We start from the raw sequence: 25803 nt of genomic DNA, 5'->3' as shown, positions 1-25803 counted from the left end.
GGGTCAGGCGGCGGTTTCAGGCGGCGGTTTCAGGCCAGGGAGATGGCGGCGATCAGCCGGCCGTAATCGGCTTCCCTGCGGTGGGTGGTGCGGCGATAGGAGAAGAAGCGGGCCTCGTCCGCATAGGTATCAAGGCCCAGGTCCTCGATGAAGCCCACCCCCGCCTGCTCCAGCCGCAGGCGGATGAAGCCCGGTAGGTCGAACAGGGCATGGTGGGCCCGGTCCGCCGGCGCGAAGAAACGGGCGAAGCCCTTGTCCTCGGCAAGGAGGCGGGCAACGAAATCCTCCCCCACCTCGTAGCTCGGCTGGCGGATGAGCGGGCCGATGACGGCGCGGATGTTGCCCCGCTTCGCCCCCTGCTGCTCCATCAGCGCCACCGTGGCGCCGATGATGCCCGAGACCGCGCCCTTCCAGCCGGAATGGGCGGCGGCCACCACGCGGGCATCGGGATCGGCGAACAGGATCGGGCCACAATCGGCCACCGCCACCGCCGCGCCGAGGCCCGCCGTGGTGGTGACTATGGCGTCTGCCTTGGGCGCGTCCTCGCGGGTCCAGGGCTGGGTGGCCAGCACCGGATCGGCCGAATGCACCTGCCACAGGGCCAGCAGCGCTTCCGGCGCGATGCCGATCTCCTGCGCCATGCGAGCGCGGTTCTGCGCCACGGCGGCCGGATCGTCATTGGAGCCCATGCCGCCGTTGAGGCTCGCATAAAGGCCGGTCGAGACCCCGCCCTGCCGGGTGAAGAAGGCGTGGCGGATGCCGGGCAGGGCCTTGAGCGAGGGGGCCTCGATCTTCATGACGCACACCTCATCGCACCCATTCCTCGGTCGAATCGAACGCGGGCGGCAGCCCGATTTCAGGATGGGCGAGGACGAGCACCTTGAACAGACGCCCCATCTCCCCTGCCCCGTCCCCCGCCAGCCGGCGCGCGGCCGCATCCACGCCGGCGCGGAGCTCGTCCGTCGCATCGCGCTTCAGCCGCTCGGCGCGCTGGGCCAGACCCAGGCGGGCCAGGAACGCCCCCTGCTCCAGCGGCCCGAAGGCGCGCAGCCCCGCCGCGCGGCCGATGCGGGCCAGCGCCGAAAAATCCACATGGGCGGTGAGGTCGGCGTTCCCCGGCGCCGCCAGGGGATCGGCGAAGCGATGCTGCTCCAGCGCCTGGAAGGTGTCGCCATAGCCGCCGGCATGGCCGTAATCGATGATGAGCGCCGCCCCGCCCTGCGTCTTCAGCCGCTCGGACAGCGCCCGCGCCGGGCCGCTCTCCAGATGCTCCAGCACCACCCCCTCGGCGGGCGGCGGCAGATGGGCGGCGAAGGCGGGAGCGGCCCGCGACGGGGCGGGATCAAGGCCGAGGACGAGCCGGCCTCCATCATCAAGGCCCACCCGCCGCTCATGCCAATGGCCGGCGTGGAAGACATATTGGTCGATGGGCAGGGCGTCGAAGAACTCATTCGCAAGCACCAGCGCCGGGCCGTCCGGCACCTCCTCTACGCGGTCGTGCCAGGACACACGGTCCGCATGGGCGACCAGCGTGCGCGCCTGCGCCGCCCGCAGCACCGGGCTCGTCTCCACCAGATGGATGCGCGCCGCCGCGCCGAAATCCGGCACCAGCCGGGCCGCGCGCAGGGCATCGGCCATCAGGGTGCCGCGTCCGGGGCCAAGCTCCACCAGAGCGAACCCGCCGGGCGATCCCATCTGCTGCCACTGGGCCACCGCCCACAGGCCCAGCAATTCCCCGAACATCTGGCTGATCTCGGGGGCGGTGGTGAAATCGCCCCGCGCGCCCAGGGGATCGCGCGTCATGTAATAGCCGTAGCGGGGATGGCCGAGGCACAGGGCCATGTAGCGGCTAAGCGGCATCGGCCCCTCGGCGGCGATGAGGGCGGCGATCTCCTTGGAAAGGGGCGAGCTCACGCGGCCGGCTTGCGCTTCAGGGCGTAGAGCAGAAGGCCGGCGCCGGCGACGACCAGCGGCACCGACAGCCACATGCCCATGGTGGTGCCGAAGGCGAGGTAGCCGAGCTGCACGTCCGGCTCGCGGAAGAACTCACCGATGATGCGGGAAACACCGTAGCCGATACCGAAGATGCCGGCGGCCACCCCCGGCCGCTTCAGCCCGCCGAGGCGCACCACGAGAAGCATGATGAGGAACAGCACGATGCCTTCCAGCGCCGCCTCGTAAAGCTGGCTGGGATGGCGCGGTTCGGGCCCGCCATGGGGGAAGACGATGGCCCACGGCACGTCCGCCGGCCGGCCCCACAGCTCGCCATTGATGAAATTGGCAAGCCTGCCGAAAAACAGGCCGAGGGGCGCCACCACGCCGGACACGTCCAGCAGCGACATGACCCGGATGCCGCGTGACCGGGCGAACAGGACGAGGGCCACCAGCGTGCCGGCCAGCCCGCCGTGAAAGGACATACCGCCCTTCCACACCGCCACGATGTCCTGCGGGTTCGCGGCGAAATAGGCCGGGTTGTAGAACAGCACATAGCCGAGCCGCCCGCCCAGGATGACGCCCAGCGTCGCCCAGAACAAAGCGTCGTCGAGGTCCTGCGGCGTCATGGGCGAGGTGCCGCCCCACAAGGCAGGGCGCGCCACCAGCGCCCGCGCCAGCAGCCAGCCGAGGACGAGGCCGGCGATATAGGCAAGGGCATACCAGCGGATGGCGAGCGGGCCGAGCTGGACCAGGACCGGGTCTATGGCCGGGAAAGGCAGGGCGAAGGTCGGCATCTGATCCCCGGAATGCACTACCGCAGCGAGCGCCGTCATGTGCCGCGCCGGGGGCTGCGCCGTCAAGCCGGCCCACGCATGGGGCCGACGCCGCCGAACCCATCCGCCCCGGAACGGCAAAAAGACGGCGGCCGCGCCGCTTTCGGGTGCGGCGCCGCCGCGCACCCACCCCGCCGACCTGCTCCGCACTTGCACCCGCGCGCGCACCTCGCCATGTTCGCCGTTGAGCGCGACGCACGCGAGGAGGCATTCATGACCCAGACCACCGGCCGCATTTTCGACGAGATGGCGCGTCTCGTGAACGACGCCGCGGGGGTCGCCCAGGGCGTGCGCCGCGAGGCCGAGACCGCCATGAAGGCCCAGATGGAGCGCTTTCTGCGCGACATGGACCTCGTCAAGCGCGAGGAATTCGACGCGGTGAAGGACCTCGCCGCCGCCGCCCGCGCCGAGAGCGAGGCCCTCGCTGCCCGCGTGCTGCGGCTGGAGGCTGCCCTGCTGGCCCACACCCATCCCACGCCCGCCGGCCACAGCGGCCCCGCCGCCCCGCCCGACAGCACGGTATCGGGAAACCCGGCCTGACCGGCGGCGAAACGTCTCGGCCTGCCGCACCGCAAAAAAGCCGTGGTCTCGGGCCAGACGGGATACAATCTGTCGTAGCGGGGAAATCTTTACCCGCGATATACTGATTTTCATGGCGATTCGGAGCCGGTTCGTCGTATCAGGCGTACGACGGGGCGCAGCTCGCCAGGAGGTCCGATTTGGGGAATGACCCGTCTTGGGGTATCACCTCAGTGGGCCTCCGCCCGGCACGCCGTGACGCGCATGCCACGTGGCCTCGTTCGCCAAATGGCCTGATTGCGCCAAGTGCCGCGTTCGACCCTATCCGCGTTCCTCACACCGCGAGGTCGAGGCCATGTCTCTCATCGACATCGAAGCCGATGCACCGGCGAACCCCGTAGATCTTGTGGAGCAGCTCGCTGCCCTCAATGACTGGTCGTTCGAGCGTTCCGACGAGGACGAGATCACCCTCTCGCTCACCAGCCGCTGGACCGACTGCCACGTCTCGTTCCAGTGGATGGACGAGCTGGAATCCCTGCACATCGCCTGTGCCTTCGACTTCAAGGTGCCCGACGGCCGCCGCGCCGAGGTGCTGAAGCTGCTGTCCCTGGTCAACGAGCAGATGTGGCTTGGCCATTTCGACATCTGGTCGCAGGAAAACGTCATCATGTTCCGCTACGCTCTGGTGCTGGCGGGCGGTGCTACCGCCTCGGACCGGCAGTGCGCGGCCATCCTGGACGCCGCCCTCGACGCGGTGGAGCGGTATTATCCCGCGTTCCAGTTCGTGGTCTGGGCCGGCAAGACCGCCAAGGAAGCCATGGAAACCGCCCTGTTCGACACCGTGGGCGAGGCTTGATCTGGGGCGAGGCTTGATCTGGGACGAAGCCTGATCCCGATAGCCGGCGCGGACCTCCCGCCGGCTATCGCCCGATCTTTACGTTACGGAATAGAAGGCCACTCAGGCCCGGAGCAGCCCACCCCGCGCGCAATCCGCGACGGGGGTTTCTGCGTGGGATGACCCCTTGCGCAGGGTCAATCGGCGTAGGGATTGCCCTTCTCCCGCAGCGTCAGGCGGATCGGCACGCCCGGCAGGTCGAAGGTCTCGCGCAGGCCGTTCACCAGATAGCGGATATAGCTCTCCGGCACTGCATCGGTGCGCGAGCAGAACAGCACGAAGGACGGCGGCCGCGCCTTGGGCTGGGTCATGTAGCGCAGCTTGATGCGCCGGCCCGACACCGCCGGCGGCGGATGGTTGTCGGTCACCTGCTGCAGGAAGCGGTTCAGCGGATTGGTGGCGACGCGCTTGTTCCACACCTTGTGGGCGGAGGATATGGCGGCCACCAGCTTGTCCAGCCCGTGGCCCATGAGCCCCGACACCGGCACGATGGGCACGCCCTTCACCTGCGGCAGCAGCCGGTCCACATCCTCGCGCAGGCGGGTGATGAGGCCGCCGCGGGCGACGAGATCCGACTTGTTGTAGCCGATGACGAGGGCCCGCCCCTCCCGCGCCACCAGGTCGGCGATGCGCAGGTCCTGCTCCTCGAAGGGGTGGGTGGCATCCACCAGCAGCACCACCACCTCGGCGAATTTCATGGCGCGCAGGGCATCGGCGGCGGAGAGCTTCTCCAGCTTGTCCTCGATGCGCGCGCGCTTGCGCAGGCCGGCGGTGTCGAACACCTCCAGCTTGGTGCCCGCATAGGTGACTTCCACGGAGATGGAATCGCGGGTGATGCCGGCTTCCGGACCGGTGAGCAGCCGGTCCTCGCCCAGAAGGCGGTTGATGAGGGTGGACTTGCCGGCATTGGGCCGGCCCAGCACCGTCACCTTGATGGGACGGCGCGGCTTGTCGTCGGCCTCTTCCTCCACAAAGTCGGTGTCGGCGTCCTCGTCTTCCTCCGGCTCGGGCCGGGTCTGCTCGGGCAGGGCGTCGCAGATGGCGTCGTAGAGGTCGGAGAGGCCCTCGCCATGCTCGGCGGAGAACGGCAGCGGCGTGCCGAGGCCGAGGGCGAACGCTTCCAGGGTCCCCGCCTCGCCGCCGCGCCCCTCGCTCTTGTTGGCGAGCAGGATCACCGGCTTGCCGCACTTGCGCACGAGGTCCGCAAAGGCGCGGTCGGTGGGGGTGAGGCCGATGCGCGCGTCGATCATGAACAGGATGGCGTCGGCATGGCCGATGGCCGCCTCGGTCTGGGCGCGCATGCGGCCTTCCAGGCTCGCGGCATCCGCCTCCTCGAGGCCGGCGGTGTCGACGATGCGGAAGGAAAGGTCGCCGAGGCGCGCATCCCCTTCCCGCCGGTCGCGGGTGACGCCGGGGCGATCGTCCACCAGCGCGAGCTTCTTGCCCACGAGGCGGTTGAAGAGGGTGGACTTGCCGACGTTCGGACGCCCGACGATGGCCAGGGAAAAGGTCATGAAATGGGCTCTTTGGCCAGGCTTGCGAACGTCCGGCCGGTCAGGTCGAGAAAGGGGTCAGCGCTATTGCTGGCCGCTCTTGGGCGGCGGCGGAAGCTGGTCGACAGACACGTTGGCATTGCTCGGCTGGCCGAGGGGCGTGCCATAGTCCACGCCGGGAACGCCGGTGGGGAACACCGGCTGGCGGGTGCCGGAGAGCGGCTTCTTCGGCTGGTCGAACGGGTTGAACTTGTCGAGGGCCTCGCAGCCGGTGGCAGCGAGCGCCAGACCGAGGCCCAGCGCCAGCTTCACCGACCTGAAAACGCGACTGTCTTTCGTCATCGGCTGGTCCTCATTGAGTGGCCGCGCCGCCGGGAGCGGCGGGGGCGGGCGCAGCCGATTCGGGCGCGGCGGGCTCGGATGCGGCGCCGGCGGTGAGGCGGCGGATCAGCTCCGCACGCGAGCGCACGCCGGGCGGGGTCTCGCTGTCGGAGGTGATTTCGGTGGCGGTCTTGTTGGCGGCGGCGGCATCGCCGGCCTTCAATTCCGCCAGCGCCAGCGCCTCGCGGGCGGCATTGCGCAGCGGCCCGGTGCCGGCGGCGATGGCGGCCACCCGCTGCTTCACCTCGGCAAGGCCGGCCGTATCCACCAGAATCAGCGCGGCGCGCAGCTGCGCCAGCTCGCGCACCAGCGACGGCAGACCGGCATCGGCGGCGATGGCGTCGAAGGCGGCGACGCCCGCTGCCTTGTCCCGCGCGGCGGCGGCGGCCGCGCCCCGGAACAGGGCCAGCGTGCGGTAGCCGGCCGGGCCGTCTTTGGCGACGGCCGCAAAGGCGGCCTCCGCCTCCGGGAACTTGCCGGCGTCGAAGAGGCTTATGGCGGACTGGAAGGCGGCGCTGGCGGTCACCGCCTGCTGGTGGCGCCAATATTTGTAGCCGCTCCACCCGGCCGCGCCGACGACCACCAGCACGATGGCAGCGATGATGAGCCCGCCGAAGCGGTCCCACAGCTTGCGCAGGCGCTCGCGCCGGAGGTCTTCCTCGATCTCGTGAAAAATATCGGTCATGGGGTCCGGGACTTGCGATGGGCCGGCGCACCGGCAAAAGGGCGCGTAAAGTATCCATGCGGCTTCATCGTGGCAAACGCGGCGTTTTAAGGGCGTTTTGGCCGGCCGATGCGCCGGGACGGGTCAGGGGCGATCTATCACCGACGGCCGGCGCATCGGCCGGTCGACCATCGGAAGCGTTGGTCAAGCCCGCGCGGCGCCTGAGCGGACCTACTCGGCATCGGTCAAAGACCCATGCCGATGGTATAAGCTGCCGGTGCCCCGATGCGGGCAGGGAACAGCCGACCATGGCCGACACACCAGCCGCCCGCGCGCCCGCGCCGGCCGGCCAATCGTTCGAATATCGCCTCCAGCGCACCCCCGTAGGCGTGGTGCTGCTCGATGCCGATCTCACCATCCGCTCGGTGAACCCGGTGGCCATGCGCCTCCTGGCCCCGCCGGGGCAGAGACTGGCGGGCGTGGACATCCTCTCCCTCCACCCCGACGAGGCGCGGGAGAAGGTCGCCTTCCTCATCGAGCGGGCGCGGACCTCGGCGGACGGCACCTCGTCGCTGGTGGTCACCACGGCCATGGGCAGCCTGATTGCCAAGATCAGCCGGCTGGAGGAGACCCCGGACGGACCGGTGGAAGGCTTCTGCATGATGATCCATGCGCTCGCGGAAGCCCCGGTGATGGGACGCTCGCAGGCGGACGATGCCGACGTTCAGGTGGACGGCCTCGCAGTCGCCGGGGAAGCGGCCATGAAGGCCCTGTGCCCGCTCATGAAGCTGCCGCTGGTGCAGGGCAAGGGCGACCTCATCAGCCTCATCGATGTCAACGAGGTGGTGTGCCTGGTGGCCCAGGGGCATTATGCGGAGGCGCGCACCCTCGGCTTCTCCGCCTTCTGCCCGCGCCCGCTGGCGGACCTGGAGCGGCGGCTGGACCCGGCGCTGTTCGTGCGCGTCCATCGGCGCTACCTGGTCAACATCCGCCATGTGCGCGCCGCCACCCGCGAGGACGGCGCCTGGCATCTGGTGATGGCCGACACCGCCCGGACCCGCGTGCCGGTGAGCCGCGGCAAGGTGGAGGCAATCCGCCGGCTTCTGGCGGTTTGACGCGCCCATTTAGCGCCCCTGTGCGAGCCGGCGCATGCCGTTCGTGCAGCCGGGATGCCGTTCATGCAGGACCCCCGTGGGTCGCGCCTTGGCCGTTGAAGGGCGCCCCTGCGCCGCGCACCGTCCCCTCAAGACGCCCTCCGGCGCTGAACAAGGGGACACACATGGACCATCCCACCGCCGGCTTCCCGGCCCTGCATTTCGAGCTTGAACAGCCCGACCGCTACCTGACCTTCCAGGGCATCGATTTCGAGGGCAACATGCGCCGGGTGCTGGCGCACCTCTACCGCTATATCGACGATCCGGCCCACGGCAACGCCTTCTGGGACCGCTTCAAGGCGCGCCTTCAGGCCGCCGAAGCGGGCGCGGCCACCATCTGCGACAAGCTGCTACTGCTTCACTCCCACGTCTATTACATGGTCGACCTGTTCGAGGAGCAGGAAGACGAGATCGCCCTCGCCGACCTCAAGACGCTGGAAGAGGAGTGTTTCTGAAGGCCAGTTTGGAAATTCAAACAGGCGGCCCCGCAATCACCCCGGCGTTCCGCTGGCAAAGCCCGCCCGCTTCAGCCGCACGATGGCGAGATCCAGGGCCGAGAGGAAGGCCGAGCGGTCGCGGGGGCCGAAGGGCTTCGGCCCGCCGGTGACCGCGCCGGCCGAGCGCAGGTCCTCCATGAGGTTGCGGGTGGCCAGCGCCATGCCGATGGAATCGCGGGTGAAGGGCCGGCCGTTGGGGGCGATCACATCCGCCCCGGCGGCGACGCAGCGGGCGGCGAGCGGCACGTCGGTGGTCACCACCACGTCGCCGCGGATCGCCCGGCCGGCGATGAAGTCGTCGGCCGCGTCCGGCCCCGACGGCACGGTCACCCGCTCCACCAGCGGGTGGCGCGGGACCGCGATGGGGGTGTTGGCGACTACGAACACCTTCAGGCTGTGGCGGAAGGCGACCTTGTAGGCCTCCTCCTTCACCGGACAGGCGTCGGCGTCGATATAGAGCGCGATGGGGGCATCCCTTACCGAAACTTGGCTCATGTCAGGCCGCCGGCTCGCCTGCGGCGGGCGCGGCCTCAGGCGCGGTCTCGCGGGATTCCGCCGAGCCCCGGCGCTTGCGCCAAGGGACGGCGATAGAGGCCACATCGTCCAGCATGCCGAGCAGCTTGGCCCCTCTTGCCAATTCCTGGTCGAGGGCGGCCATGGTGCGGGCAAGGCCGGGATCCTCGTCCTCCAGCCACACTCCCAGCACGCGGGCGAACAGCACGGCGAGGCCCTTGGCCCGGATGCTGCCGGCAAGGCCGGTGCAGTCGATGCCAGCCGACGCCAGCATCCAGCGCTGGGAGCCTTCCGACAGGCGCAGCAGGTGCAGGGCCAGCAGCGGATCGAGCCGGGCGGAGCGGTTGAGCGAGCGCACCGCCTCCTTGTGGGGCTCCAGCGCGTCGAGCCGGCGCATCAGCACCTCGAACAGGCGCTCCTTGGGTCCCTCCCCCGCCAACTCCTCCGCATCCGGCCCACCTTCCGACAAGACGTGCCGGTCGGTGGCGCGGAAGAAGGCGGCGAGCAGGTCCAGGGGCGAGGCAAAGGAGGCGCGCATCTGCGCCAGCGACACGCCGCAGCGCTCCGCCACGTCGCCGAGGGCGATGCGCGCGAACGGCCGCTCGGCCAGAAGGGCGAGGAAGCTGCGCAGGCAGGCGTCGCGGGTGGTCTCGGAGGTCATGTCTTTTCCTCGCAATGGGGAACGGCGCGCCTTGGACCTTAAGAAGAAGAATGCGTCATCCAATCCGCTTGCTTCGCAATCTGCTTGGCGCGTGCTCTAGCCCGCCAATTCTTTGCCCCTTCTGGTGGCGGCGGCGACCGCTTCCACCATCAGCGGGCCGAAACCGGCGGTCTCGTTCATCAGAACCCCAAGGGCCGCCGCGGTGGTGCCGCCCGGCGAGGTGACGTTCTGGCGCAGGGTGGCGGCGGGAAGGTCCGACTGGTCCATGAGCGCCCCGGCCCCGGCCACGGTGGCGCGGGCGATGCGGGCGGCAAGCGCCGGCGGCAGGCCGGCGGCGGCGCCGGCTTCAGCCATCACCTCCGCCAGCAGGAACGCATAGGCGGGGCCGGAGCCGGAAACGGCGGTGGCGGCATCCATGAGCGCCTCGTCGTCGATCCATTCCACGATGCCGATAGCACCGAGCAGGGCGCTGGCAAGGTCCCGCTGGGCCGAGGACACGTTCGCCCCGGGCACGCAGACGCTCACCCCTCGCCCGATGGCGGCCGGGGTGTTGGGAATGGAGCGGACGATGGCCGCCCCCTCACCGAAGATGGCGGACATGAAGGCCAGCGTGCGCCCGGCCATGATGGAGACCACCAGCGTCCCCGCCCCCACCAGCGGCGCCAGCGGCGGCAGCGCATCGGGCGCCACCTGCGGCTTCACCGCCAGCAGCAGCACGGACGGCGCCGGAATGTCGGCGAGAGCGGGATTGACGGCGACGCCCCGCGCGGCCAGGGCGGCGGCGGCATCCGCCGGCAGGTTCGGATCGAGCACCACGGCCTTGCCGGCGGGCAGGCCCAGCTTCAGCCAGCCCTCCAGCATGGCCCCGCCCATCTTTCCGGCGCCCAGCAGCACCACGGGACCGGACAGGGATTTCAGCACGCTCTCGCTCATTTCCGCCTCGTTGGACCGGCGCGCCGCATGGCAAACGCGCCTTGATACCGGACAGCCTTATAACGCCGGGACCCCGCAGGCGTGAACCGCGCCGGCCTCACTGCGCCAGTTGCGCGATCACTGCATTGAGCACCGGGAAGCCGGCGGGCGTCACCGCCAGCCGGTCACCGGTGCGGGTCACGAACCCCGCCGCCGCCAAAGCAGCGATGCGCGCCTCATCCACCCGGCCGCCGAGGCGGACATGGCGGGCAAGATCCACGCCCTCCTTCAGGCGCAGGCCCATGAGCAGCATCTCGTCCGCCTGCTCCGCCGCCGACAGGGCCTCGTCGGAGACGATGCCGTGCCCGTGCGCCTCCACCCGCGTCAGCCAGTCTTCCGGCGCACGCTCGGTGAAGAGGGCGCGGCGGGTGCCGTCCACCACCAGCCGGCCGTGGGCGCCGGCGCCGATGCCGGCATAGGTGCCGTAGCGCCAATAGATCTGGTTGTGCCGCGCCTCCGCGCCGGGACGGGCGTGGTTGGAGACCTCGTAGGCGGGCAGGCCGGCCTGAGCCGTCACCTCCTGCGTCACGTCCCACAGGGCGCGGGAGATGTCGTCGTCCGGCAGGATCAGCTTGCCGGCGCCATAGAGCCGCTCGAACGGCGTGCCGGGCTCGATGGTGAGCTGGTAGAGGGAGAGATGCTCGCAGCCCTCGGCCAGGGCGCGCCTCAGCTCCGCCGCCCAGCCCTCGGGGGTCTGGCGCGGGCGGGCATAGATGAGGTCGAAGGAGACCCGCCTGAACGCCCGGCGGGCGATGGCCACCGCCGCCAGCGCCTCGGCCACCGAATGCATGCGGCCGAGGCCCTGCAAATCGGCGTCATGCAGCGCCTGCACCCCCAGCGACACCCGGTTCACCCCCGCCGCGCCATAGCCGGCGAAGCGTTCCGCCTCCACCGAGGTGGGGTTGGCCTCCAGCGTCACCTCGGCGTCGGAGGTCAGCGGCCAGGCGGCATCGATGGCCTCCAGAATGGCGGCAACCGTGCCCGGCGCCATGAGCGAGGGCGTGCCGCCGCCGAAGAACACCGTCTGCGCCTGCTTCGGGCCGGACAAAGCACGCATGTGCGCGATCTCCCGGCGGAAGGCGGCGATGAAGCGCGCCTCATCCGGCGGGGCGTGCCGCACGTGGCTGTTGAAGTCGCAATAGGGGCACTTGGCCTTGCAGAACGGCCAATGGACATAGACGCCGAAGCCTGCGGGGTCGGGTACGGGCGAGGCTCCCTCTCCCGCCCAAACTCGGCTGTTGCCAAGTTCGGTTGCCACGGCCTGAGGCCGAACAGATTCGGCCTCAGGCGGGAGAGGGTTCACGTTGGTCCTATCGGAGGAAGCCTGATCCAAGTCTTCGCTCACCCCTCCAGACACGCCTGCGACAGCTTCAGGAAGGCCCGCGCCCGGTGCGACAGGCCGAAGCCCTTGGGCGGCATGGAATGCTTCTCGTCCGCTGTCATCTCCGCGAAGGTCTTGGGATAGTCCTCCGGGACGAACATGGGGTCGTAGCCGAAGCCCTTGGCGCCGCGCGGCGGCCACACCAAGGTGCCCTCCACGACGCCCTCGAACTCCTCCACGTGCCCGTCGGGCCACGCCAGGCACAAAGCGGAGACGAAGCGGGCGCGGCGCTGCTCGGGGGCGATGGCGCCCACCTTCTTCAGCTCAGCCTCGACCTTCTCCATGGCCATCTCGAAGTCCCGGTCAGGCCCCGCCCAGCGGGCGGTGTGGATGCCCGGCGCGCCGCCCAGCGCATCGATGACGAGGCCCGAATCGTCGGCGAAGGCCGGCAGGTTCGCCGCCTGAGCCGCCGCCTGCGCCTTCAGCCGGGCGTTACCGGAGAAGGTTTCTTCCGTCTCCTCCGGCTCGGTGAGGCCCAATTCCCCGGCCGAGACCGCCTCCACCCCGTGAGGGGCGAGCAGCATGCGCATCTCGATGAGCTTGCCGGGATTGTGGGTGGCCACCACGAGCCGGCCCTTGAGGATGCGATGGTCCATCAGCCCACCGCCAGCTTCTGCAGCCCCACCAGCTTCTCCACGCCGGAACGGGCGAGGGACAAAAGGCCCAGCAGTTCGTCCTGCGAGAACGGGGTCTTTTCCGCCGTGCCCTGGATCTCGACGATGCCGCCGGTGCCGGTCATGACGAAATTGGCGTCAGTCTCGGCCACCGAATCCTCGGCATAGTCAAGGTCGAGCACCGGCGTGCCGTTGTAGATGCCGCAGGACACCGCCGCCACGTGGTCCTTGAGCGGGATCTCCTTGACCATGGAGCGCTGACGCATCCAGCTCAGGCAGTCGTAAAGCGCGATCCAGGCGCCGGTGATGGCGGCGGTGCGGGTGCCGCCATCGGCCTGCAGCACGTCGCAGTCGAGGGTGATCTGCTTCTCGCCCAGGGCCACGAGATCGGTGACCGAGCGCAGCGACCGGCCGATCAGGCGCTGGATTTCCTGGGTGCGGCCGGACTGCTTGCCGGTGGTGGATTCGCGCCGCGTGCGATCGTGGGTGGCACGGGGCAGCATGGAATATTCCGCCGTCACCCAGCCCCGGCCCTGGCCCTTCAGCCACGGCGGCAGGCGCTCTTCCAGCGTGGCGGAGACGAGCACATGGGTGTCGCCGAACTTCACGAGGCAGGAGCCTTCCGCGTGGCGCATCACGCCCCGTTCAAAGGAGACCGCGCGCATCTCGTCGGCGGCGCGCTTGCTGGGGCGCATGGGACTTACCTCTTGTCTGGTCATCGGGCGCCCCTTTTAGAGCATTTTCGAGCGAAGTGGAGACCGGTTCGCGTGAAGGAAATGCGGCAGACGCCGAAGAGCGAACAGCTCCCGTGTACGGGGCCCGTTCCTGCGAGGGACGGCGCGAGGGAAGCAAAGCCCTTCCCGATGCGCGACGGCGCTTGTGCAGTGCCCCCGTGATGGACACATAATACGTGTCCCGGGGCAGTCCCGGTTCAGTGGAAAGCGGTGATCCAGTGGCGCTCGATCCGTTCCAGCCCCTGTCGACCGGCGGCCTCGCGCAGATCGATCAGCGCGCGCGGGAGATCTTCCGCCAGATCGTGGAAAGCTACCTGGCCACCGGCGAGCCGGTGGGCTCGCGCAATCTGTCGCGCCTCATCCCCATGACCCTGTCGCCGGCCTCCGTTCGCAACGTGATGGCGGATTTGGAGACGGCGGGCCTCATCTATGCCCCCCACACCAGCGCCGGCCGCCTGCCCACCGAGCGCGGCCTGCGCTTCTTCGTGGACGCGCTGATGGAAATCGGCGACGTGAACGAGCGCGACCGCACCAATATCGAGACCCAGGTGATGGCCGCCGCCAAGACCACCACGGTGGAAGGCGTGCTGCAGGAAGCCTCCGCCATGCTCTCGGGCCTCGCCCGTGGCGCCGGCGTGGTGACCGCCACCAAGACCGACCCGCGTCTCAAGCATGTGGAATTCGTGCCGCTGGAGCCGGGCCGCGCCCTCGTCATCCTCGTCTCCGAGGATGGGCAGGTGGAAAACCGCGTGCTGCCCTTGCCGCCGGGCCTGCCCACCTCGGCGCTGACCGAGGCCACCAATTTCCTCAATGCCCGCATCCGCGGCCGCACCCTCGGCGATGCGCGGGCCGAGATGGAGAACCTGCTCGCCGAGCTGCGGCTCGACCTCGACGCCCTCACCGCGCGGGTGGTGGAGGACGGCCTCGCCTCCTGGTCCGGCGAGGAGCCGGGCGACCGCAAGCTCATCGTGCGCGGACAAGCCAAGCTGCTGGAGGACCTGCGGGCGCTGGAGGACCTGGAGCGCATCCGCCTGCTGTTCGACGACCTGGAGACCAAGCGCGAGGTGGTGGACCTCTTGGGCCGGGCCGAGGAGGCGCAGGCCCTGCGCATCTTCATCGGCTCGGAGAACCGGCTGTTCTCGCTGTCCGGCTCCTCCACCATCGTGGCGCCCTATCGCGATGGCCAGGGCCGGGTGGTGGGGGTGCTCGGGGTCATCGGCCCGACCCGGCTCAATTACGGGCGCATCGTGCCCATGGTGGATTTCACCGCCCGGCTGGTCAGCCGCGTGCTCGGCGCGCCGGGGGTGGACGCCGCCTGAGCCGATCGGCCCGGCGGGCGAAACTGTCGGGGGCAGTCCGGCGCCGGTTCTCGCGCAGTCTTGATTTTTGGCGCCGTGGCCCCGATATCCGCGTTGACATTAGGCATTTGCCCCTGCGGGGGCGACATTCATGGCAGGGGATAACCGGATGAGCGAGCAGAAGCGCGCGCCCGAGACCGGCGGCGACGCAAGCGAAAACGGTGTGAACGCGGGCGTCAACGAAGCGACCGCCGAGGCCGAAGCCCTCGCGACCGCCGACCAGGAGATCGGGGGCGACTTCGCTGCGGAAAAGCAGCGCCTGGAAGCCGAGATCGCGAGCCTGAAGGACAAGTTCCTGCGCGCCTTCGCCGAGGCGGAGAACATCCGTCGCCGCGCCGAGAAGGAAGTGGTGGACGCCAAGACCTACGGCATCGCCTCCTTCGCCCGCGACGTGCTGAACGTGGCCGACGACCTCGCCCGCGCCCTCGGCACGGTGGACGAGGAAGCCAAGGCCACCGCCGACGGCGCCGTGAAGGGCCTTTTGGAAGGGCTGGAGCTGACCGAGCGCGGCCTCGTCAAGGCGCTGGAAAAGCACGGCATCCGCAAGATCGAGCCCAAGGGCCAGAAGTTCGACCCCAACCTGCACCAGGCCATGTTCGAGGTTCCCGACCCGAGCGTGCCGTCGGGCACGGTGGTGCAGGTGGTGCAGTCCGGCTACGTCATCGGCGAGCGGGTGCTGCGTCCGGCCATGGTGGGCGTCGCCCGCGGTGGACCTAAGGCAGAGGCCACATCCGGCAAGGACAAGGAAGCCGGGGCGGCCTGACCCTCTGGGCCTGTCGCCGTTATTGTCGCCTACACGAAGGGCCGGAGCACCTTGATCGACGGCCTTTGGTCCAGCCCGATTGGCCAAGCCTTAGTCGGAAGATCCCGGCCGCGCATCCTGCGCGGCCGTTACATCTCGCTGGCGGCGTTTGCCGGGCCGTGCAGGATGGTTTCTCCGGACGGGCCGCTGGACAGGAGGTCCGACAGTGCCTCTGCGATGGCCCGGCTGGTATAGGGCTTGGCGACGCGCGGCGCGTCGGCGAATTCCGTCGGCATGCGCACGCTGCCGGTGTAGCCCGAGCAGAAGATGAAGGGGATGCCCCGGTCGGCGAGGATGGATGCGGCGGGATATACCGCCTCCCCCGCCAGATTGACGTCGAGGATGGCAGCATCGACCCGTTCATGGGCGGCGACTTCCATGGCGCCCGCGAGGCTCGCGATGGGGCCCACCACGGTGCAGCCCAGCGACCTCAGATTGTCTTCCAGCCCTAAGGCGACGAGAAACTCGTCTTCCACGACGAGAACCCGCTTTCCCGAAAAGATCATAACGATACGCCCTGACTGACACCCGTTTCCGCGACAACGGATGGACTTGGCGAAAAGTTCCATTCCTTCCGCAGGATGCTGCGGCCGCGAAACGACGCACCAGAGCGACGAGGCGGGAGCGCGAGAGGCCGCCAAGCGGGCGGGACCCGAGCAGGACGGCCCCAGCGGGACCGTCCCGGGTCGGCCTGCCGGTCAGTCCTTGGCCCGCTCCACATAGGAGTTGTCGGCGGTCATGATCACCACGCGGGTGCCGGCGGAGATGTGCGGCGGCACCATGGTGCGCACGCCGTTGGAAAGCTTGGCCGGCTTGTAGGAGGACGAGGCGGTCTGGCCCTTCACGGTGGGCTCGGTGTCCACGATCTCCAGCGTCACGCGCGCCGGCAGCTCGATGGCGATGGGAACGCCGTTATGGGTGGAGAGCATGCATTCCATGCCCTCCTGCAGATACACCGCCGAGTCGCCCATCACGTCCTTGGTCACGATCACCTGATCGAAATTCTCAGGGTTCATGAAGGTGTAGCCGTCCGAATCCTCGTAGAGGAAAGTGTGCGGGCGGTCTTCCACGAAGGCGCGCTCCACCTGCTCGGTGGTGCGGTAGCGCTCGGAGATCTTCACCCCGTCGGAGATGCGGCGCATGTCGAGCTGGGTGACCGGCGTGCCCTTGCCGGGATGAATATTTTCAGCGGTGAGCACCACATAGAGCTTGTCGTCGATATCGACCACGTTGCCTTTGCGCAGAGAGCTGGCGATGACCTTGACCACGTCGCGTGTTCCTCGAACTTTGTGCGGCGGCGTGCCGCTCCTGATCTATCGGCGCGCAACATAGCGATCTTGGCGCACAAAACCAGTCTCGTGCCCGTCTTTCTGCCTCCGGCTCCCTGCCGCAACAAGGATTTCGCGCCCCATGGCGGTATCAACGCCCGGCACGCCCCCGAGTCCGGTCCCCAATCCCAGTCCATGGTGGAGCCCGTCCGTCCACGCCGACCGGCGCCCCTTCCTGCTGGCGCGCGGGCGCATGATGGCGGCGATCCGCGCCCGCCTCGCCGGCGAAGGCTTCATGGAGGTGGAGACGCCGGCGCTCCAGGTCTCCCCCGGCAACGAGGCGCACCTGCACGCCTTCGCCACCGACCTCATCGGCCCGGACGGTGCCCGGCGCACGCTCTATCTGCGCACGTCGCCGGAATTCGCCGCCAAGAAGCTGCTGGCGGCGGGGGAAGAGCAGATCTTCGAGTTCGCCCGTGTGTTCCGCAACCGGGAGCGCGGCATGGCCCACCATCCCGAGTTCACCCTGCTGGAATGGTATCGGGCCGGTGCGCCCTATACCCGGCTCATGGACGACTGTGCCGGCCTTCTCGCCTGTGCAGCCGAGGCCGGCGGGGTGTCGACCTTCGCCTGGCGGGGACACACCTGCGACCCCTTCGCCGCGCCGGAGCGGCTGACGCTGGAAGAGGCGTTCGCGCGCCACGCCGGCATGGCTCTGGCCACGGTGCTGCCCGCCCCCGGCGAGCGGCCCGATCCGAGGCCGTTTGCCGAGCTGGCGGCGGCGCACGGCATCCGCACCGCGCCGGACGACACCTGGGCGGACATCTTCTCGCGGGTGCTGGTGGAAAAGATCGAGCCCCGGCTCGGCATGGGCCGGCCCACGGTGCTGTGCGACTATCCGGTGAGCGAGGCGGCGCTGGCCCGGCCCAAGCCGGAGGATCCGCGCTTCGCCGAGCGCTTCGAGCTTTATGCCTGCGGGCTGGAACTGGCCAATGCGTTCGGCGAACTGACCGACGCCGACGAGCAGCGCCGGCGCTTCGAGGAGGAGATGGACGAGAAAGAACGGCTCTATGGCGAGCGCTATCCCATCGATGCCGATTTCCTGGCCGCTCTGGCGGCGATGCCGCCCGCGAGCGGCTGCGCCCTGGGCTTCGACCGCCTCGCCGTTCTGGCCAGCGGCGCGCGTCGCATCGAGGACGTGCTGTGGGCACCGGTGGGCTGATGCCAGCTCAGGCGCCGCGCGGGCTAGCTCAGGCCACGCTCAGGCGCCGCGCGGGCTCAGGTGATCTCGAACAGGGTCGAGAAGCCGGAAATGTCGAACACTTCCCGGATCTGCGGCTGGAGCGAGGACAAGGTGAGCTTGCGCTTGGCGGTGCGCATGGCCTTGCCGGCCACCAGCAGGGCCCGAAGGCCCGAGGAGGAGACATAGTCCACGCCGGCGAGGTTCACGAGGAGCCCGCCATCGGTGGTGGTCACCACTTCCATGAGGCTCGCCTCGAACGGCTTCGCGTTGGGCGTATCGAGCCGTCCCGCCACCTTCAGCACCACCTCGGACCCGAGCTGCTCACGTTCGATGTGCATCGGCCTCTTCTCGCTTGCGCGCCTCGCCGGAGGCCGCGTTGACCACGGGATTAGCCTCATTCTCGGGAGCACGCAACGCCACTGCGCCGCGCCGCACCAGCCAGACGCCGCGCTCGAACAGGCTGGTGGCAAGCAGGAGCTGGCGCGCGTCCTCCCCCGTGCCCAGCGCCGAGGCCGCGAGCTGGCGGCGGATGCGGCTCAAGAGGTCGCTGCGGTCGCCCGCCAGCGTGATGATGAGATCGAGGTCCTCCGCATCGCCGTCGGTGGCGTCGGCCAGCGACAGGATGATGGTGCGCAGGGATTCGGACAGGTTGAAGCCGAGGGGCGGCAGGTCGGCAAAGCCCTCCACCACCTCGGTGAAGGCGTGCAGCGTGTCCTGCAGGGTGCGCACGGTTTCCACCAGCGCCTGCAGATGCAGGGCGGTCTCAAGGCTGCCCCTCGGCACGCCACGGGCGATGAGATCGGACAGGAACTGTTCGATGGCGACGCCGATGGCGTTGGCGCCCCGCCACAGGGCCAGCCGCTCCGCCGGCCCGCTTTGGTCCTGCTGGTCGAGGTCCGGCAGCAGGGTGGGCAAGAGCTTCACCAGCCGCATGATCTCCTGTTCGGCCAGATCGAGGGCGGTGGCGAAATCGCCCAGCGCTCGCTCGTGGATGAAGCGGGGTTTGGAGGCGCCGTCCTCCATGGTGGGCGGGCTCAGCCGCGCTGCGATGGCCTCGGTCACCCCGCGGGCGAAGGAAACCGGCACGGCGCCGGCCACCTGCAGCGCCAGGAACAGCAGGGACAAGGAGGCCGAGGCCTTGCCCCCGCCCATCTGCGACAGCAGGGCCACCGGCTCGGCCCCGAGCCACCCGGCGGCCAGAAAACCCGCGCCGACGAGGAGGCAGCCCACCGCCTTCACCAGCACGTGCACGTAGCACAGCTGCCGCCCGGTGCCCTCCAGCTCCCCGGCGGTGAGCACGGCGGAGATGCCCGAGCCGATATTGGCGCCCATCACGATAACGATGGAATCATCAAGGCCGAGCACCTGGGACTGCATCAGCGCCACCACCAGGATGGTGGGCGTGGACGAGGACTGGCTGACGGCGGCGGCGATGAGCCCCAGCAGGAAGCCGACCCACGGCGAGATGCCGGTGTCGAGGAATGCCGCCAGCGCGCTCACGTCGAGGGCGCGCGGCCCCTGCTTGATATAGTCGAGCCCCAGCAGCACCAGGGCGAGGCCGAGGGCGACGCCCATCCATTCCTTGAAAGCCGGGCGGCGGTCGAGCTTGAACTGGAAGCCGAAGCCCACCATCGCCACCAGGTAGAGCACCAGCAGGCGGAAATCGATGGCGGCCACGAACACCAGGGCGGCGGTGCCCACGTTGCCGCCGGCCACGATGGGGATGGCGTCACGGGTGGCGAGCACCCCGCCGCGCACCAGATTGCCGCTGATGACCGCCACCGCGTTGGATGACTGGGTCGCCGCACCGGCCAGCGTGCCGCACAGCAGCCCCGCGAACGGCGAGCGGGTGGCGGTGCGCAGCAGGTGCCGCACCCGCCGGCCCGTGGCCTGCTGCAGGTGCGTCGACATGATTTTCAGTCCGACGAAGAGCAGGCCCAGCCCGGCGAGAATTTGCGCAATGATCGCCATGGCTGTTTTGCAGCGCCCTCCGTCCAGATGCGGGATGACCGCACATTCTGGGGCAGGTCTGTATCATTATGACGACGATCACATGACGGCACCCGCGATGCCGGCCCGGCGCCCCCGTCGCCGCAGGCCGGGGGGCGGCGGCCAAGTCGCGGCTGGTTGAGTCGCGGCTAGAAAAGACGAGGCGGGAAAGGGTGGGGCTGGAACAGTCTCGCGCGCAAAGGCGCCGCGCGGCGCCCGGCCGGGAGCCATCGCCCGTCCTGTGCCCTTCCGGGGCGCGGACTCAGTCCGGCTTGCCGGCGATGAGGGTCAGGTGGTTTTCCCCGCCCTCGCGGGCATAGGCGAGGGTTTCGAGGAAGTTGCGCATGAGCTGGACGCCATGTCCGCCGATCTTGGCGTCCTCGATGGAGGCAGGCACCTCCGGCTCGGCGATGGTGGTGGGATCGAACGCGACGCCGTTGTCGATCAGGCGCACCGCCACCCGTCCCTCCGGCAGACGGTAGCATTCGATGCGGATATGCGGGACCACAGTGCTGTCCTGGAAGCCGTAGGACACCACATTGGTCAGCGCCTCTTCCAGCGACAATTCCAGCGCGAACTGGGTCGCCTGCGACCAGCCCTCATCCTCGGCGAGGGCGCCGAGCCAGCCGGTCGCCTTGGTGATGTCGTCGATGCGGGCCTCCACATCGAGGGAGGAGATCAGGCTCTCGGCGAGCAGCGCGGGCATGGGCGCCCCGTCACGTGCCGCTGGAGGAGCTCGCCGCGGCGAGCGCCTCATCCCGCGTGGCGTGGATCGCCACCAGCTGGTGCACGCCGGTTGCGACCAGCACCTTCTCCACCTGCGGGTCGCAGGCGCACAGGTGCAGGCTGCCGCCCTTGCGCCGCAGCCCCTTGGCGCCGGTGAGCAGCAGCCGGATGCCGATGGAGGCCATGAACGGCGTGCGGGAGAGGTCCACCAGCACCACGTTGGCCGCGTCGCAGGCGGCCCTGAACTGCGGCTCCACCTGGGCGGCGCCAGAAATGTCGAGACGCCCGTCGAGGCTGACGAGGACGACGCCGGGTCGCAGCGGCTGACTCTCGATCTTCATGCGCGCGTGTCTCTCACGATCCAGGGCGGGCGGAACCTGGCACAGGGTGGTCCGCCACTGCGACAGTCCCGCCACGCCGACAGTCTAGTGAAAACGGCCGGAAGCGGAAACAGCGGCCGTCCACGCCCGGGGCTTCACCCCCGGACTTTTCCGGCGCGCTTCAGCCCTCGGCCCGTATCGGCCGCGCGAACAGGACGCCGGCGGCGCCGCATTCCAGCCGGCTGCGCTCGTAGCCGTGCCAGCCTTCGGCGAACAGGGCCTTCTGCCGGGCGGTGTCGAGGGGATCCACCAGCACCGCTTCCGCCGGATCATAGGTGCTGCCGTCGCGCACCAGGACATAGCGGGCATAGCCGCCGAAGAAGAGCTGGATGTCGTGGATGGGGAAGCCCTCGGCGAGCAGGCTCGACCAGCTCGGCGTGTTCACCGGCGCGGCGGTGGAGAACAGCACCATGTCGGGCGGCGCAGCCTTCACCCGTGCCGCGATCAGCACCCGCTGGAGCCCCCGCCCGCGATAGGCCGGGTGCACGGACGCGCCGGCCAGCCGGCCCACCTTCGTCTCCGGCGGCAGGCCGAGCAGGCGGTGCGGCCCATCCTTGGGGGTATGGTCGTGCTGGAGAATGCCGTAGGCCACCAGCATGGGGCCGTCATAGAGCCCGGCCGTCCAGCCGCGTCCGCCCAGGATGCCCTCGAAATACGAGCGGTTCTCCGGCTTCACCACCTCCGGCCGCACCAGCGGGCCGATGGCGAGGTGGTGCAGCGCGTCGACCGCATCAAGATCGTCCGGGCCGAGCTCGCGAGGGGTGAGCGGTTCGGTCTGTGCGAACTCGCGCAGGGCGTTCATCAGGTGATCACTTCCGCATAGTTGAGCATGGCGATGGGCGGATACACCCCAAGCTGCTTGGCAATGTTCATGTTGATGATGAGCGCGAAGCGCCTCAGCGTCTCTATGGGAATATCCCGAGGGGGCACGCGCTGCACCAGCACCTCCACCGCCTTCGACGCGGCCAGCTGGCCCACCGAATAGTACCGGCTCACCAGGCCCACGAGGCCGAGACCCTCGCGCAGGAAGAATTCAGTGGCGCCGAAGGTGGGCAGGCCCGCCGCCAGCGCCGCCGGCCCCACCCGGTCGAAGATGGTGGCGAGGAAGGTATCCGCGGGCAGATAGAGCCAGTCGGCGCCCTGTGCCTTCAGGTTGCGCACGAAGTCCTCCACCCCGTCGCCGGTGGGCCGGCTGCCCACCATGGTGAGGGGCTGGGCGATGACGCTCGCGTTGATGCCGGCGCAGAAGGCCTGCATCTCCTCGATGATGGCCACCGAGTTGCGCTCGTTCGGCGAGTAGATGACGCCCACCTTGTGGAACGCCTTGTAGCTCTGCATGGCGCGCATTTGCACGTCGGTTGGCACCACGTGCACCGCCCCGGTGACGTTGCGTCCGGACGAGGCCAGCGAGGGCGCGATCTTCACCTGCACCGGCGCCGCCACCAGCGCGAACACCACCGGGATGTCGCGCACGAACGGCGCGTCCGGCGGCGCATCGTAGGGGCCGGCGACGGCGAGGGTGTTGGGGGTGCCGTAGGTATAGATGAGGTCCGGCTTGAAGCTGGGCAGCACCTCCGCGAGGATCGGCTTCACCCGGCCCGCGTCGCGCTCCACGTCGCGGGTGAGGAACTCCACCTTGATCTCGTTGGCGGCGAAATAGTCGCGGAACCCGCGCTCCACGTCGGTGTCGCCCCGGAAGGTGAGCATCAGGACGCGGAACGGCTCGGCCCGCGGCGCGGCGGCAGATCCCGAGGCCGCCGGCCCGGTGGGGGCCGGCTGGCCGTGGGCGCCGGGCAACCGGCCGGCGAGCCCTGCGGCGCCGGCACCGAGGCCCAGGGCAAGGAGGGAGCGGCGGTCCATCAGGCGGAGCTTCCTTCCGATGCGGCCGCGGACGAGGCGCGGCGGGGGTGATGCGCGGTTCTAAGCCCGGATAGCGCAAACAGGGCTGCTCCGGCTACTACCACAGCGCCGATAAGCGTGGTCGCGGCCGCAAATCCGATGGTCGCCATGAGAAAACCGGCACTTGCGGGTCCCGCGGCGTTGCCGCTCCGCTCCACCAGCCGGAACAGGCCAAGAACACCGGCCGCCCGCCCGCCGCCGAGCGCGGAGGCCGTGTCGGCCACCAGCGCCGACTGGGAGGCGATGGACAGGGCCTGCCCGTAGCCGAGCGCCACCAGCGCCACCACGATGAAGGCGATGGACGGATTGAGCACCATGGCCATGGCGCCGAGCCCCGACACCAGCGCGCCGGCCACCACGAAGCCGCCGCGGGCGTCGAACCGGTCGGCCATGGCGGCGAAGAACGGCACCGCCAGCACCATGATGATGGGATAGATCATCTGGAAGCGGCCGATGGCGGCGGAGGTGTAGCCGAGGCGCTGCAACTCCAGCGGCACCAGCAGGAAGCACAGGGCCGCGAACAGGAACTTGGCCGGGAATGCGCAGCCGAACAGCAGTGCCATGAGCCCCGGCGCCCGCGCCGCGTCCTTGAGATCGGCAAGGCCCACGCCCGCCGCCGCGCCCGCGCGCCGGACCGTCTTCGGCAGGGTCAGCAACGCCACCACGAGGGCCACGAGGGCAAGGCCTGCTGAGGCCATGAAAGCGGCCGGCGCCCCCAGCCGGTCGGCGATGACGCCGCCGATGGGCGGTCCGCACAGGCTCGCCACCATGATGGCCCGCACGAACACCGCGAGCGCCGCGCTGCGCGCCGCCCCGGCGGAAAAATCCACCACATGGCCCTGGGACGAGACGAAGACCAGCGCATAGCCCACCGCCGTGGCGACGCGCGCGCCCACGAACAGGCCATAGGACGGGCTGACCGCCGAAAGCGCATAGCCGGTGGCCGCCAGCAGGGCGCCGAAGACGAACCCCGGCCGCCGGCCGAGCCGTTCCGAGATGCCGGCGAACGGCACCTGGCACAGGGCCACCACCGCCATGAAGGCGACGATGGGCAGGCTGGCCGCGAAATCCGGCGAGAGGGCGCTGCCGCCGGCGATGGACTGGGCGAATCGCGGCAGGAACGGCCGCGTCAGCTCCTCCGCCAGCATGAACAGGAACAGGGCGGGTCGCACCGCGATGGCGGCCTCGCTCTCCGCCGCCTGGACCCGGCCGAGGCCGGTCCGGGTTTCCAGGTCGGCGAGGCGCGCGAGCGCCGCGGCGTCGCCCCGCGCTTCCGCCGCCGCCCGGATCGCCGCGTGGCGCTCGGCGAGGGCATCCACCTGGCGGTCGATGGGCCCGACAAGGCTGCCGGCGGCGCCCGGATCGCCCTCGTGCCGCGCCAGCATGCCCCGCCCCAGCGCCTTCAGGCGCCGCTCCACCGCCATCAGCGCGCCGATGCCGCGCGAGCCGACCACGAGGGCCACCAGCTCCAGCGCCACCAGCAGGGAAACGACACCGATAAAGGCCACGTCCACCAGCACCGCGCCCACCTGCGCCGTCACCGCCGTCGGATCCACCAGGATCACCACGTCGCCGAGCCGCCGCCCGGACGGGTCCGCCACCGGAACGCGGGCCTGCGGCGCGCCCTCGAAGCCCGTCGCGTCGCCGGCGCTGGCCAGCTCCGCGCCCGCAGCGGACACGAGGCTGATCTGGGCGAAATCGGGATTTGCGGCGCGCAGGCTGTCGAAATAGTCGCTCACGCCCACCAGCCGGTCGAACGGCACCCCGACCGTGCCGGCGCGGCCCAGCAGGTCGGCGGCGGACCGCGCCACCGTATTGGCCTTGGCCAGGATCTCGGGGGCGATGGTGCGGTGGGCCGCCCGCTCGGCCCCCCAGCCGATGAAGGCGAGGGCCGAACACAGGATGAGCACGATGGCGATGGTGATGCCGCCACGCAGCCCGATCATGCCCGCCTCCGCGATTCGGCAGGCCCGGAAGGGGGTTTTCCGGACGGGGATTTGCCCGAAGGGGATTTGCCTGAAGTCGATTTACCCAAGGACAGGTTGCCGCCGCGGGACCCTCCCGCCGCGTCGCGATGGATGCTATCGGCCGCCGCCAGGGCGGCCCGCGCCGCCGGCGGCCAGCCGCGCGGATCGGAGGCGCGCCGCACGGCCCGGCGCAGCAGGGCGGCCAGCAGCAGCCCGATGACGACGGTGGCGACGCCCGCGCCGATGAGCGCCGGCAGGGCGATCACCTTGAGGTCCTCGCCCAGCGCCGCCGCGCCGGCGGCGAGGATCTGGGGGTCGTACCGCACCACCACGTGCCCGATGACCTCGTTAAGGTCGTTGCGCACCGGCCGGGTGAGGCCGCGCCCGCCATCCTGGGCTTCGGCAATGCCGACGCGCGCCGGATCGCTGGAGAACAGCACGATGCCATGCTCGTCGGCCAGGTCCATGGAGCGGATGGCGGGCTCCACCCGCGCTTCGCGGTCGAGCAGGCTGGTCAGGGTGCTCTGCGCCGGCAGGGCGATGCCCAGCGAGGCGGCCTGCTCGGCCACGTCGGCGGCCCGCTCGGCGGCAATGCCGAATCGCGCCTCGATGACCGAGCGGTGGGCATTGAGCAGGGTGACATAGGAGAAGTAGGCGCCGAACGCGACGCATGCCGCCGCGATCAGTGCGAACACAGCGATCAGCCCGAGAGTGGTCCGCGCCATGTGTTGGATCCGCGTGTCTCTGGTCCGTAAGAACAGGCCGAAGCGTCTTACCCGAATCGTCTTACCGGAATCGTTTTGCCGGAACCGTCTTGCCCGAATCGTCTCGCCGCTGACGGCAATTTGCGACAGAGGCAACCTCCTACCCTGCCGGCAGGGTTCTTCATGCCACGAAAAGGGATCTGAGATTGAAGGTTTTTTTG

Annotated in this window: 29 protein-coding genes; 7 read left to right on the top strand and 22 right to left on the bottom strand. The window is 69.8% G+C overall.

Annotated features, from left to right (window positions below; translation table 11 throughout):
- Nucleotides 1-29: 29 nt before the first annotated feature.
- The 3 genes from pgeF to lgt are packed head-to-tail and all read right to left on the bottom strand — an operon-like array spanning nucleotide 30 to nucleotide 2729.
- Nucleotides 30-797, bottom strand: coding sequence for a peptidoglycan editing factor PgeF (gene pgeF / locus V5F66_RS18820; protein WP_394094486.1), 768 nt, complete (start codon nucleotides 795-797; stop codon nucleotides 30-32).
- Nucleotides 798-807: 10 nt separating this feature from the next.
- A complete protein-coding gene (locus tag V5F66_RS18815; protein WP_394094485.1) occupies nucleotides 808-1914 on the bottom strand; it encodes a class I SAM-dependent methyltransferase in 1107 nt (368 codons plus the stop codon).
- Nucleotides 1911-2729 (bottom strand): prolipoprotein diacylglyceryl transferase, encoded by an 819-nt coding sequence (lgt, locus tag V5F66_RS18810; RefSeq protein WP_394001650.1) that lies wholly within the window; start codon nucleotides 2727-2729, stop codon nucleotides 1911-1913. Before lgt ends, V5F66_RS18815 begins: the two co-directional genes overlap by 4 nt.
- A gap of 252 nt (nucleotides 2730-2981) precedes the next feature.
- Between lgt and V5F66_RS18805 the strand changes: the two genes are divergently transcribed.
- A complete protein-coding gene (locus V5F66_RS18805) occupies nucleotides 2982-3308 on the top strand; it encodes an accessory factor UbiK family protein (RefSeq protein ID WP_012114567.1) in 327 nt (108 codons plus the stop codon).
- Between the two features lie 334 nt (nucleotides 3309-3642).
- Nucleotides 3643-4143, top strand: a complete 501-nt coding sequence (locus tag V5F66_RS18800; protein ID WP_012114566.1) for a type III secretion system chaperone family protein — start codon at nucleotides 3643-3645, stop codon at nucleotides 4141-4143.
- Between the two features lie 176 nt (nucleotides 4144-4319).
- On the opposite strand, the gene der is transcribed toward V5F66_RS18800, so the two are convergent.
- From der to V5F66_RS18785, 3 genes are all read right to left on the bottom strand, one after another.
- Complete coding sequence (gene der / locus V5F66_RS18795) at nucleotides 4320-5696, bottom strand: ribosome biogenesis GTPase Der (RefSeq protein ID WP_394007799.1); 1377 nt, start codon at nucleotides 5694-5696, stop codon at nucleotides 4320-4322.
- Nucleotides 5697-5759: 63 nt separating this feature from the next.
- A complete protein-coding gene (locus tag V5F66_RS18790; RefSeq protein WP_394094484.1) occupies nucleotides 5760-6017 on the bottom strand; it encodes a hypothetical protein in 258 nt (85 codons plus the stop codon).
- A gap of 10 nt (nucleotides 6018-6027) precedes the next feature.
- On the bottom strand, nucleotides 6028-6741 hold the full coding sequence (locus V5F66_RS18785; protein ID WP_012114563.1) for a tetratricopeptide repeat protein: 714 nt from the start codon (nucleotides 6739-6741) through the stop codon (nucleotides 6028-6030).
- 287 nt (nucleotides 6742-7028) lie between these two features.
- Between V5F66_RS18785 and V5F66_RS18780 the strand changes: the two genes are divergently transcribed.
- Entirely contained in the window at nucleotides 7029-7835 is an 807-nt protein-coding gene (locus V5F66_RS18780) for a PAS domain-containing transcriptional regulator (protein WP_394007801.1), read from the top strand.
- 164 nt (nucleotides 7836-7999) lie between these two features.
- The gene (cowN, locus tag V5F66_RS18775) at nucleotides 8000-8329 is read left to right on the top strand and encodes a N(2)-fixation sustaining protein CowN (protein WP_394094483.1); all 330 of its coding nucleotides are present in this window, start codon (nucleotides 8000-8002) and stop codon (nucleotides 8327-8329) included.
- Between the two features lie 36 nt (nucleotides 8330-8365).
- Here the strand turns inward: cowN and V5F66_RS18770 are convergent, their stop codons facing one another.
- From V5F66_RS18770 to rph, 6 genes are all read right to left on the bottom strand, one after another.
- The gene (locus V5F66_RS18770; RefSeq protein ID WP_394094482.1) at nucleotides 8366-8866 is read right to left on the bottom strand and encodes a YaiI/YqxD family protein; all 501 of its coding nucleotides are present in this window, start codon (nucleotides 8864-8866) and stop codon (nucleotides 8366-8368) included.
- 1 nt (nucleotide 8867) lies between these two features.
- Nucleotides 8868-9545: a TetR/AcrR family transcriptional regulator gene (locus V5F66_RS18765; RefSeq protein ID WP_394094481.1), complete on the bottom strand. Its 678-nt coding sequence runs from the start codon at nucleotides 9543-9545 to the stop codon at nucleotides 8868-8870.
- A 96-nt stretch (nucleotides 9546-9641) separates the two neighbouring features.
- Nucleotides 9642-10478: a pyrroline-5-carboxylate reductase gene (gene proC / locus V5F66_RS18760; RefSeq protein ID WP_394094480.1), complete on the bottom strand. Its 837-nt coding sequence runs from the start codon at nucleotides 10476-10478 to the stop codon at nucleotides 9642-9644.
- Nucleotides 10479-10575: 97 nt separating this feature from the next.
- Nucleotides 10576-11775, bottom strand: coding sequence for a radical SAM family heme chaperone HemW (gene hemW, locus V5F66_RS18755; RefSeq protein ID WP_394094479.1), 1200 nt, complete (start codon nucleotides 11773-11775; stop codon nucleotides 10576-10578).
- An 83-nt stretch (nucleotides 11776-11858) separates the two neighbouring features.
- Nucleotides 11859-12494, bottom strand: coding sequence for an RdgB/HAM1 family non-canonical purine NTP pyrophosphatase (gene rdgB, locus V5F66_RS18750; RefSeq protein ID WP_394094478.1), 636 nt, complete (start codon nucleotides 12492-12494; stop codon nucleotides 11859-11861).
- A complete protein-coding gene (gene rph, locus V5F66_RS18745) occupies nucleotides 12494-13207 on the bottom strand; it encodes a ribonuclease PH (RefSeq protein ID WP_012114555.1) in 714 nt (237 codons plus the stop codon). The genes rdgB and rph overlap by 1 nt, the downstream gene beginning before the upstream one ends.
- Nucleotides 13208-13446: 239 nt before the next feature.
- Here rph and hrcA point away from each other — a divergent pair, with 239 nt between their 5' ends.
- The gene (gene hrcA, locus V5F66_RS18740; protein WP_392567246.1) at nucleotides 13447-14565 is read left to right on the top strand and encodes a heat-inducible transcriptional repressor HrcA; all 1119 of its coding nucleotides are present in this window, start codon (nucleotides 13447-13449) and stop codon (nucleotides 14563-14565) included.
- Nucleotides 14566-14713: 148 nt separating this feature from the next.
- Nucleotides 14714-15367: a nucleotide exchange factor GrpE gene (grpE, locus tag V5F66_RS18735; protein ID WP_394053877.1), complete on the top strand. Its 654-nt coding sequence runs from the start codon at nucleotides 14714-14716 to the stop codon at nucleotides 15365-15367.
- 128 nt (nucleotides 15368-15495) lie between these two features.
- Here grpE and V5F66_RS18730 read toward each other — a convergent pair whose 3' ends face one another.
- Both V5F66_RS18730 and efp read right to left on the bottom strand, forming a co-directional pair.
- The gene (locus tag V5F66_RS18730; RefSeq protein WP_394094477.1) at nucleotides 15496-15912 is read right to left on the bottom strand and encodes a response regulator; all 417 of its coding nucleotides are present in this window, start codon (nucleotides 15910-15912) and stop codon (nucleotides 15496-15498) included.
- Nucleotides 15913-16104: 192 nt separating this feature from the next.
- Nucleotides 16105-16674: an elongation factor P gene (gene efp, locus V5F66_RS18725; protein ID WP_012114551.1), complete on the bottom strand. Its 570-nt coding sequence runs from the start codon at nucleotides 16672-16674 to the stop codon at nucleotides 16105-16107.
- 142 nt (nucleotides 16675-16816) lie between these two features.
- Between efp and epmA the strand changes: the two genes are divergently transcribed.
- Nucleotides 16817-17896, top strand: a complete 1080-nt coding sequence (gene epmA / locus V5F66_RS18720; protein WP_394094476.1) for an EF-P lysine aminoacylase EpmA — start codon at nucleotides 16817-16819, stop codon at nucleotides 17894-17896.
- Nucleotides 17897-17952: 56 nt separating this feature from the next.
- Here epmA and V5F66_RS18715 read toward each other — a convergent pair whose 3' ends face one another.
- The 8 genes from V5F66_RS18715 to V5F66_RS18680 form a co-directional block, all read right to left on the bottom strand.
- The gene (locus V5F66_RS18715; protein WP_012114549.1) at nucleotides 17953-18255 is read right to left on the bottom strand and encodes an STAS domain-containing protein; all 303 of its coding nucleotides are present in this window, start codon (nucleotides 18253-18255) and stop codon (nucleotides 17953-17955) included.
- Nucleotides 18239-19888, bottom strand: coding sequence for a Na/Pi cotransporter family protein (locus V5F66_RS18710; RefSeq protein WP_394094475.1), 1650 nt, complete (start codon nucleotides 19886-19888; stop codon nucleotides 18239-18241). The genes V5F66_RS18715 and V5F66_RS18710 overlap by 17 nt, the downstream gene beginning before the upstream one ends.
- A 280-nt stretch (nucleotides 19889-20168) precedes the next feature.
- The gene (locus V5F66_RS18705; RefSeq protein WP_012114547.1) at nucleotides 20169-20612 is read right to left on the bottom strand and encodes an ATP-binding protein; all 444 of its coding nucleotides are present in this window, start codon (nucleotides 20610-20612) and stop codon (nucleotides 20169-20171) included.
- A 10-nt stretch (nucleotides 20613-20622) separates the two neighbouring features.
- Nucleotides 20623-20973 carry an STAS domain-containing protein gene (locus V5F66_RS18700; protein WP_394094474.1) on the bottom strand — a complete coding sequence of 117 codons (351 nt, stop codon included), beginning with the start codon at nucleotides 20971-20973 and terminating at the stop codon, nucleotides 20623-20625.
- Nucleotides 20974-21133: 160 nt separating this feature from the next.
- Entirely contained in the window at nucleotides 21134-21814 is a 681-nt protein-coding gene (locus V5F66_RS18695) for a hypothetical protein (protein WP_394001455.1), read from the bottom strand.
- The gene (locus tag V5F66_RS18690) at nucleotides 21814-22872 is read right to left on the bottom strand and encodes an ABC transporter substrate-binding protein (RefSeq protein ID WP_394001453.1); all 1059 of its coding nucleotides are present in this window, start codon (nucleotides 22870-22872) and stop codon (nucleotides 21814-21816) included. Before V5F66_RS18690 ends, V5F66_RS18695 begins: the two co-directional genes overlap by 1 nt.
- On the bottom strand, nucleotides 22872-24857 hold the full coding sequence (locus V5F66_RS18685; protein ID WP_012114544.1) for an MFS transporter: 1986 nt from the start codon (nucleotides 24855-24857) through the stop codon (nucleotides 22872-22874). Before V5F66_RS18685 ends, V5F66_RS18690 begins: the two co-directional genes overlap by 1 nt.
- Nucleotides 24854-25603 (bottom strand): hypothetical protein, encoded by a 750-nt coding sequence (locus V5F66_RS18680; protein ID WP_394094473.1) that lies wholly within the window; start codon nucleotides 25601-25603, stop codon nucleotides 24854-24856. Before V5F66_RS18680 ends, V5F66_RS18685 begins: the two co-directional genes overlap by 4 nt.
- Nucleotides 25604-25803: the final 200 nt, after the last annotated feature.

Origin of the sequence: Xanthobacter versatilis (assembly GCF_043193975.1) — a bacterium.
Taxonomy (GTDB): domain Bacteria; phylum Pseudomonadota; class Alphaproteobacteria; order Rhizobiales; family Xanthobacteraceae; genus Xanthobacter; species Xanthobacter autotrophicus_E.
Note: the sequence above shows the minus strand (reverse complement) of the source record. Positions and strands in the feature narration are given on the sequence as shown.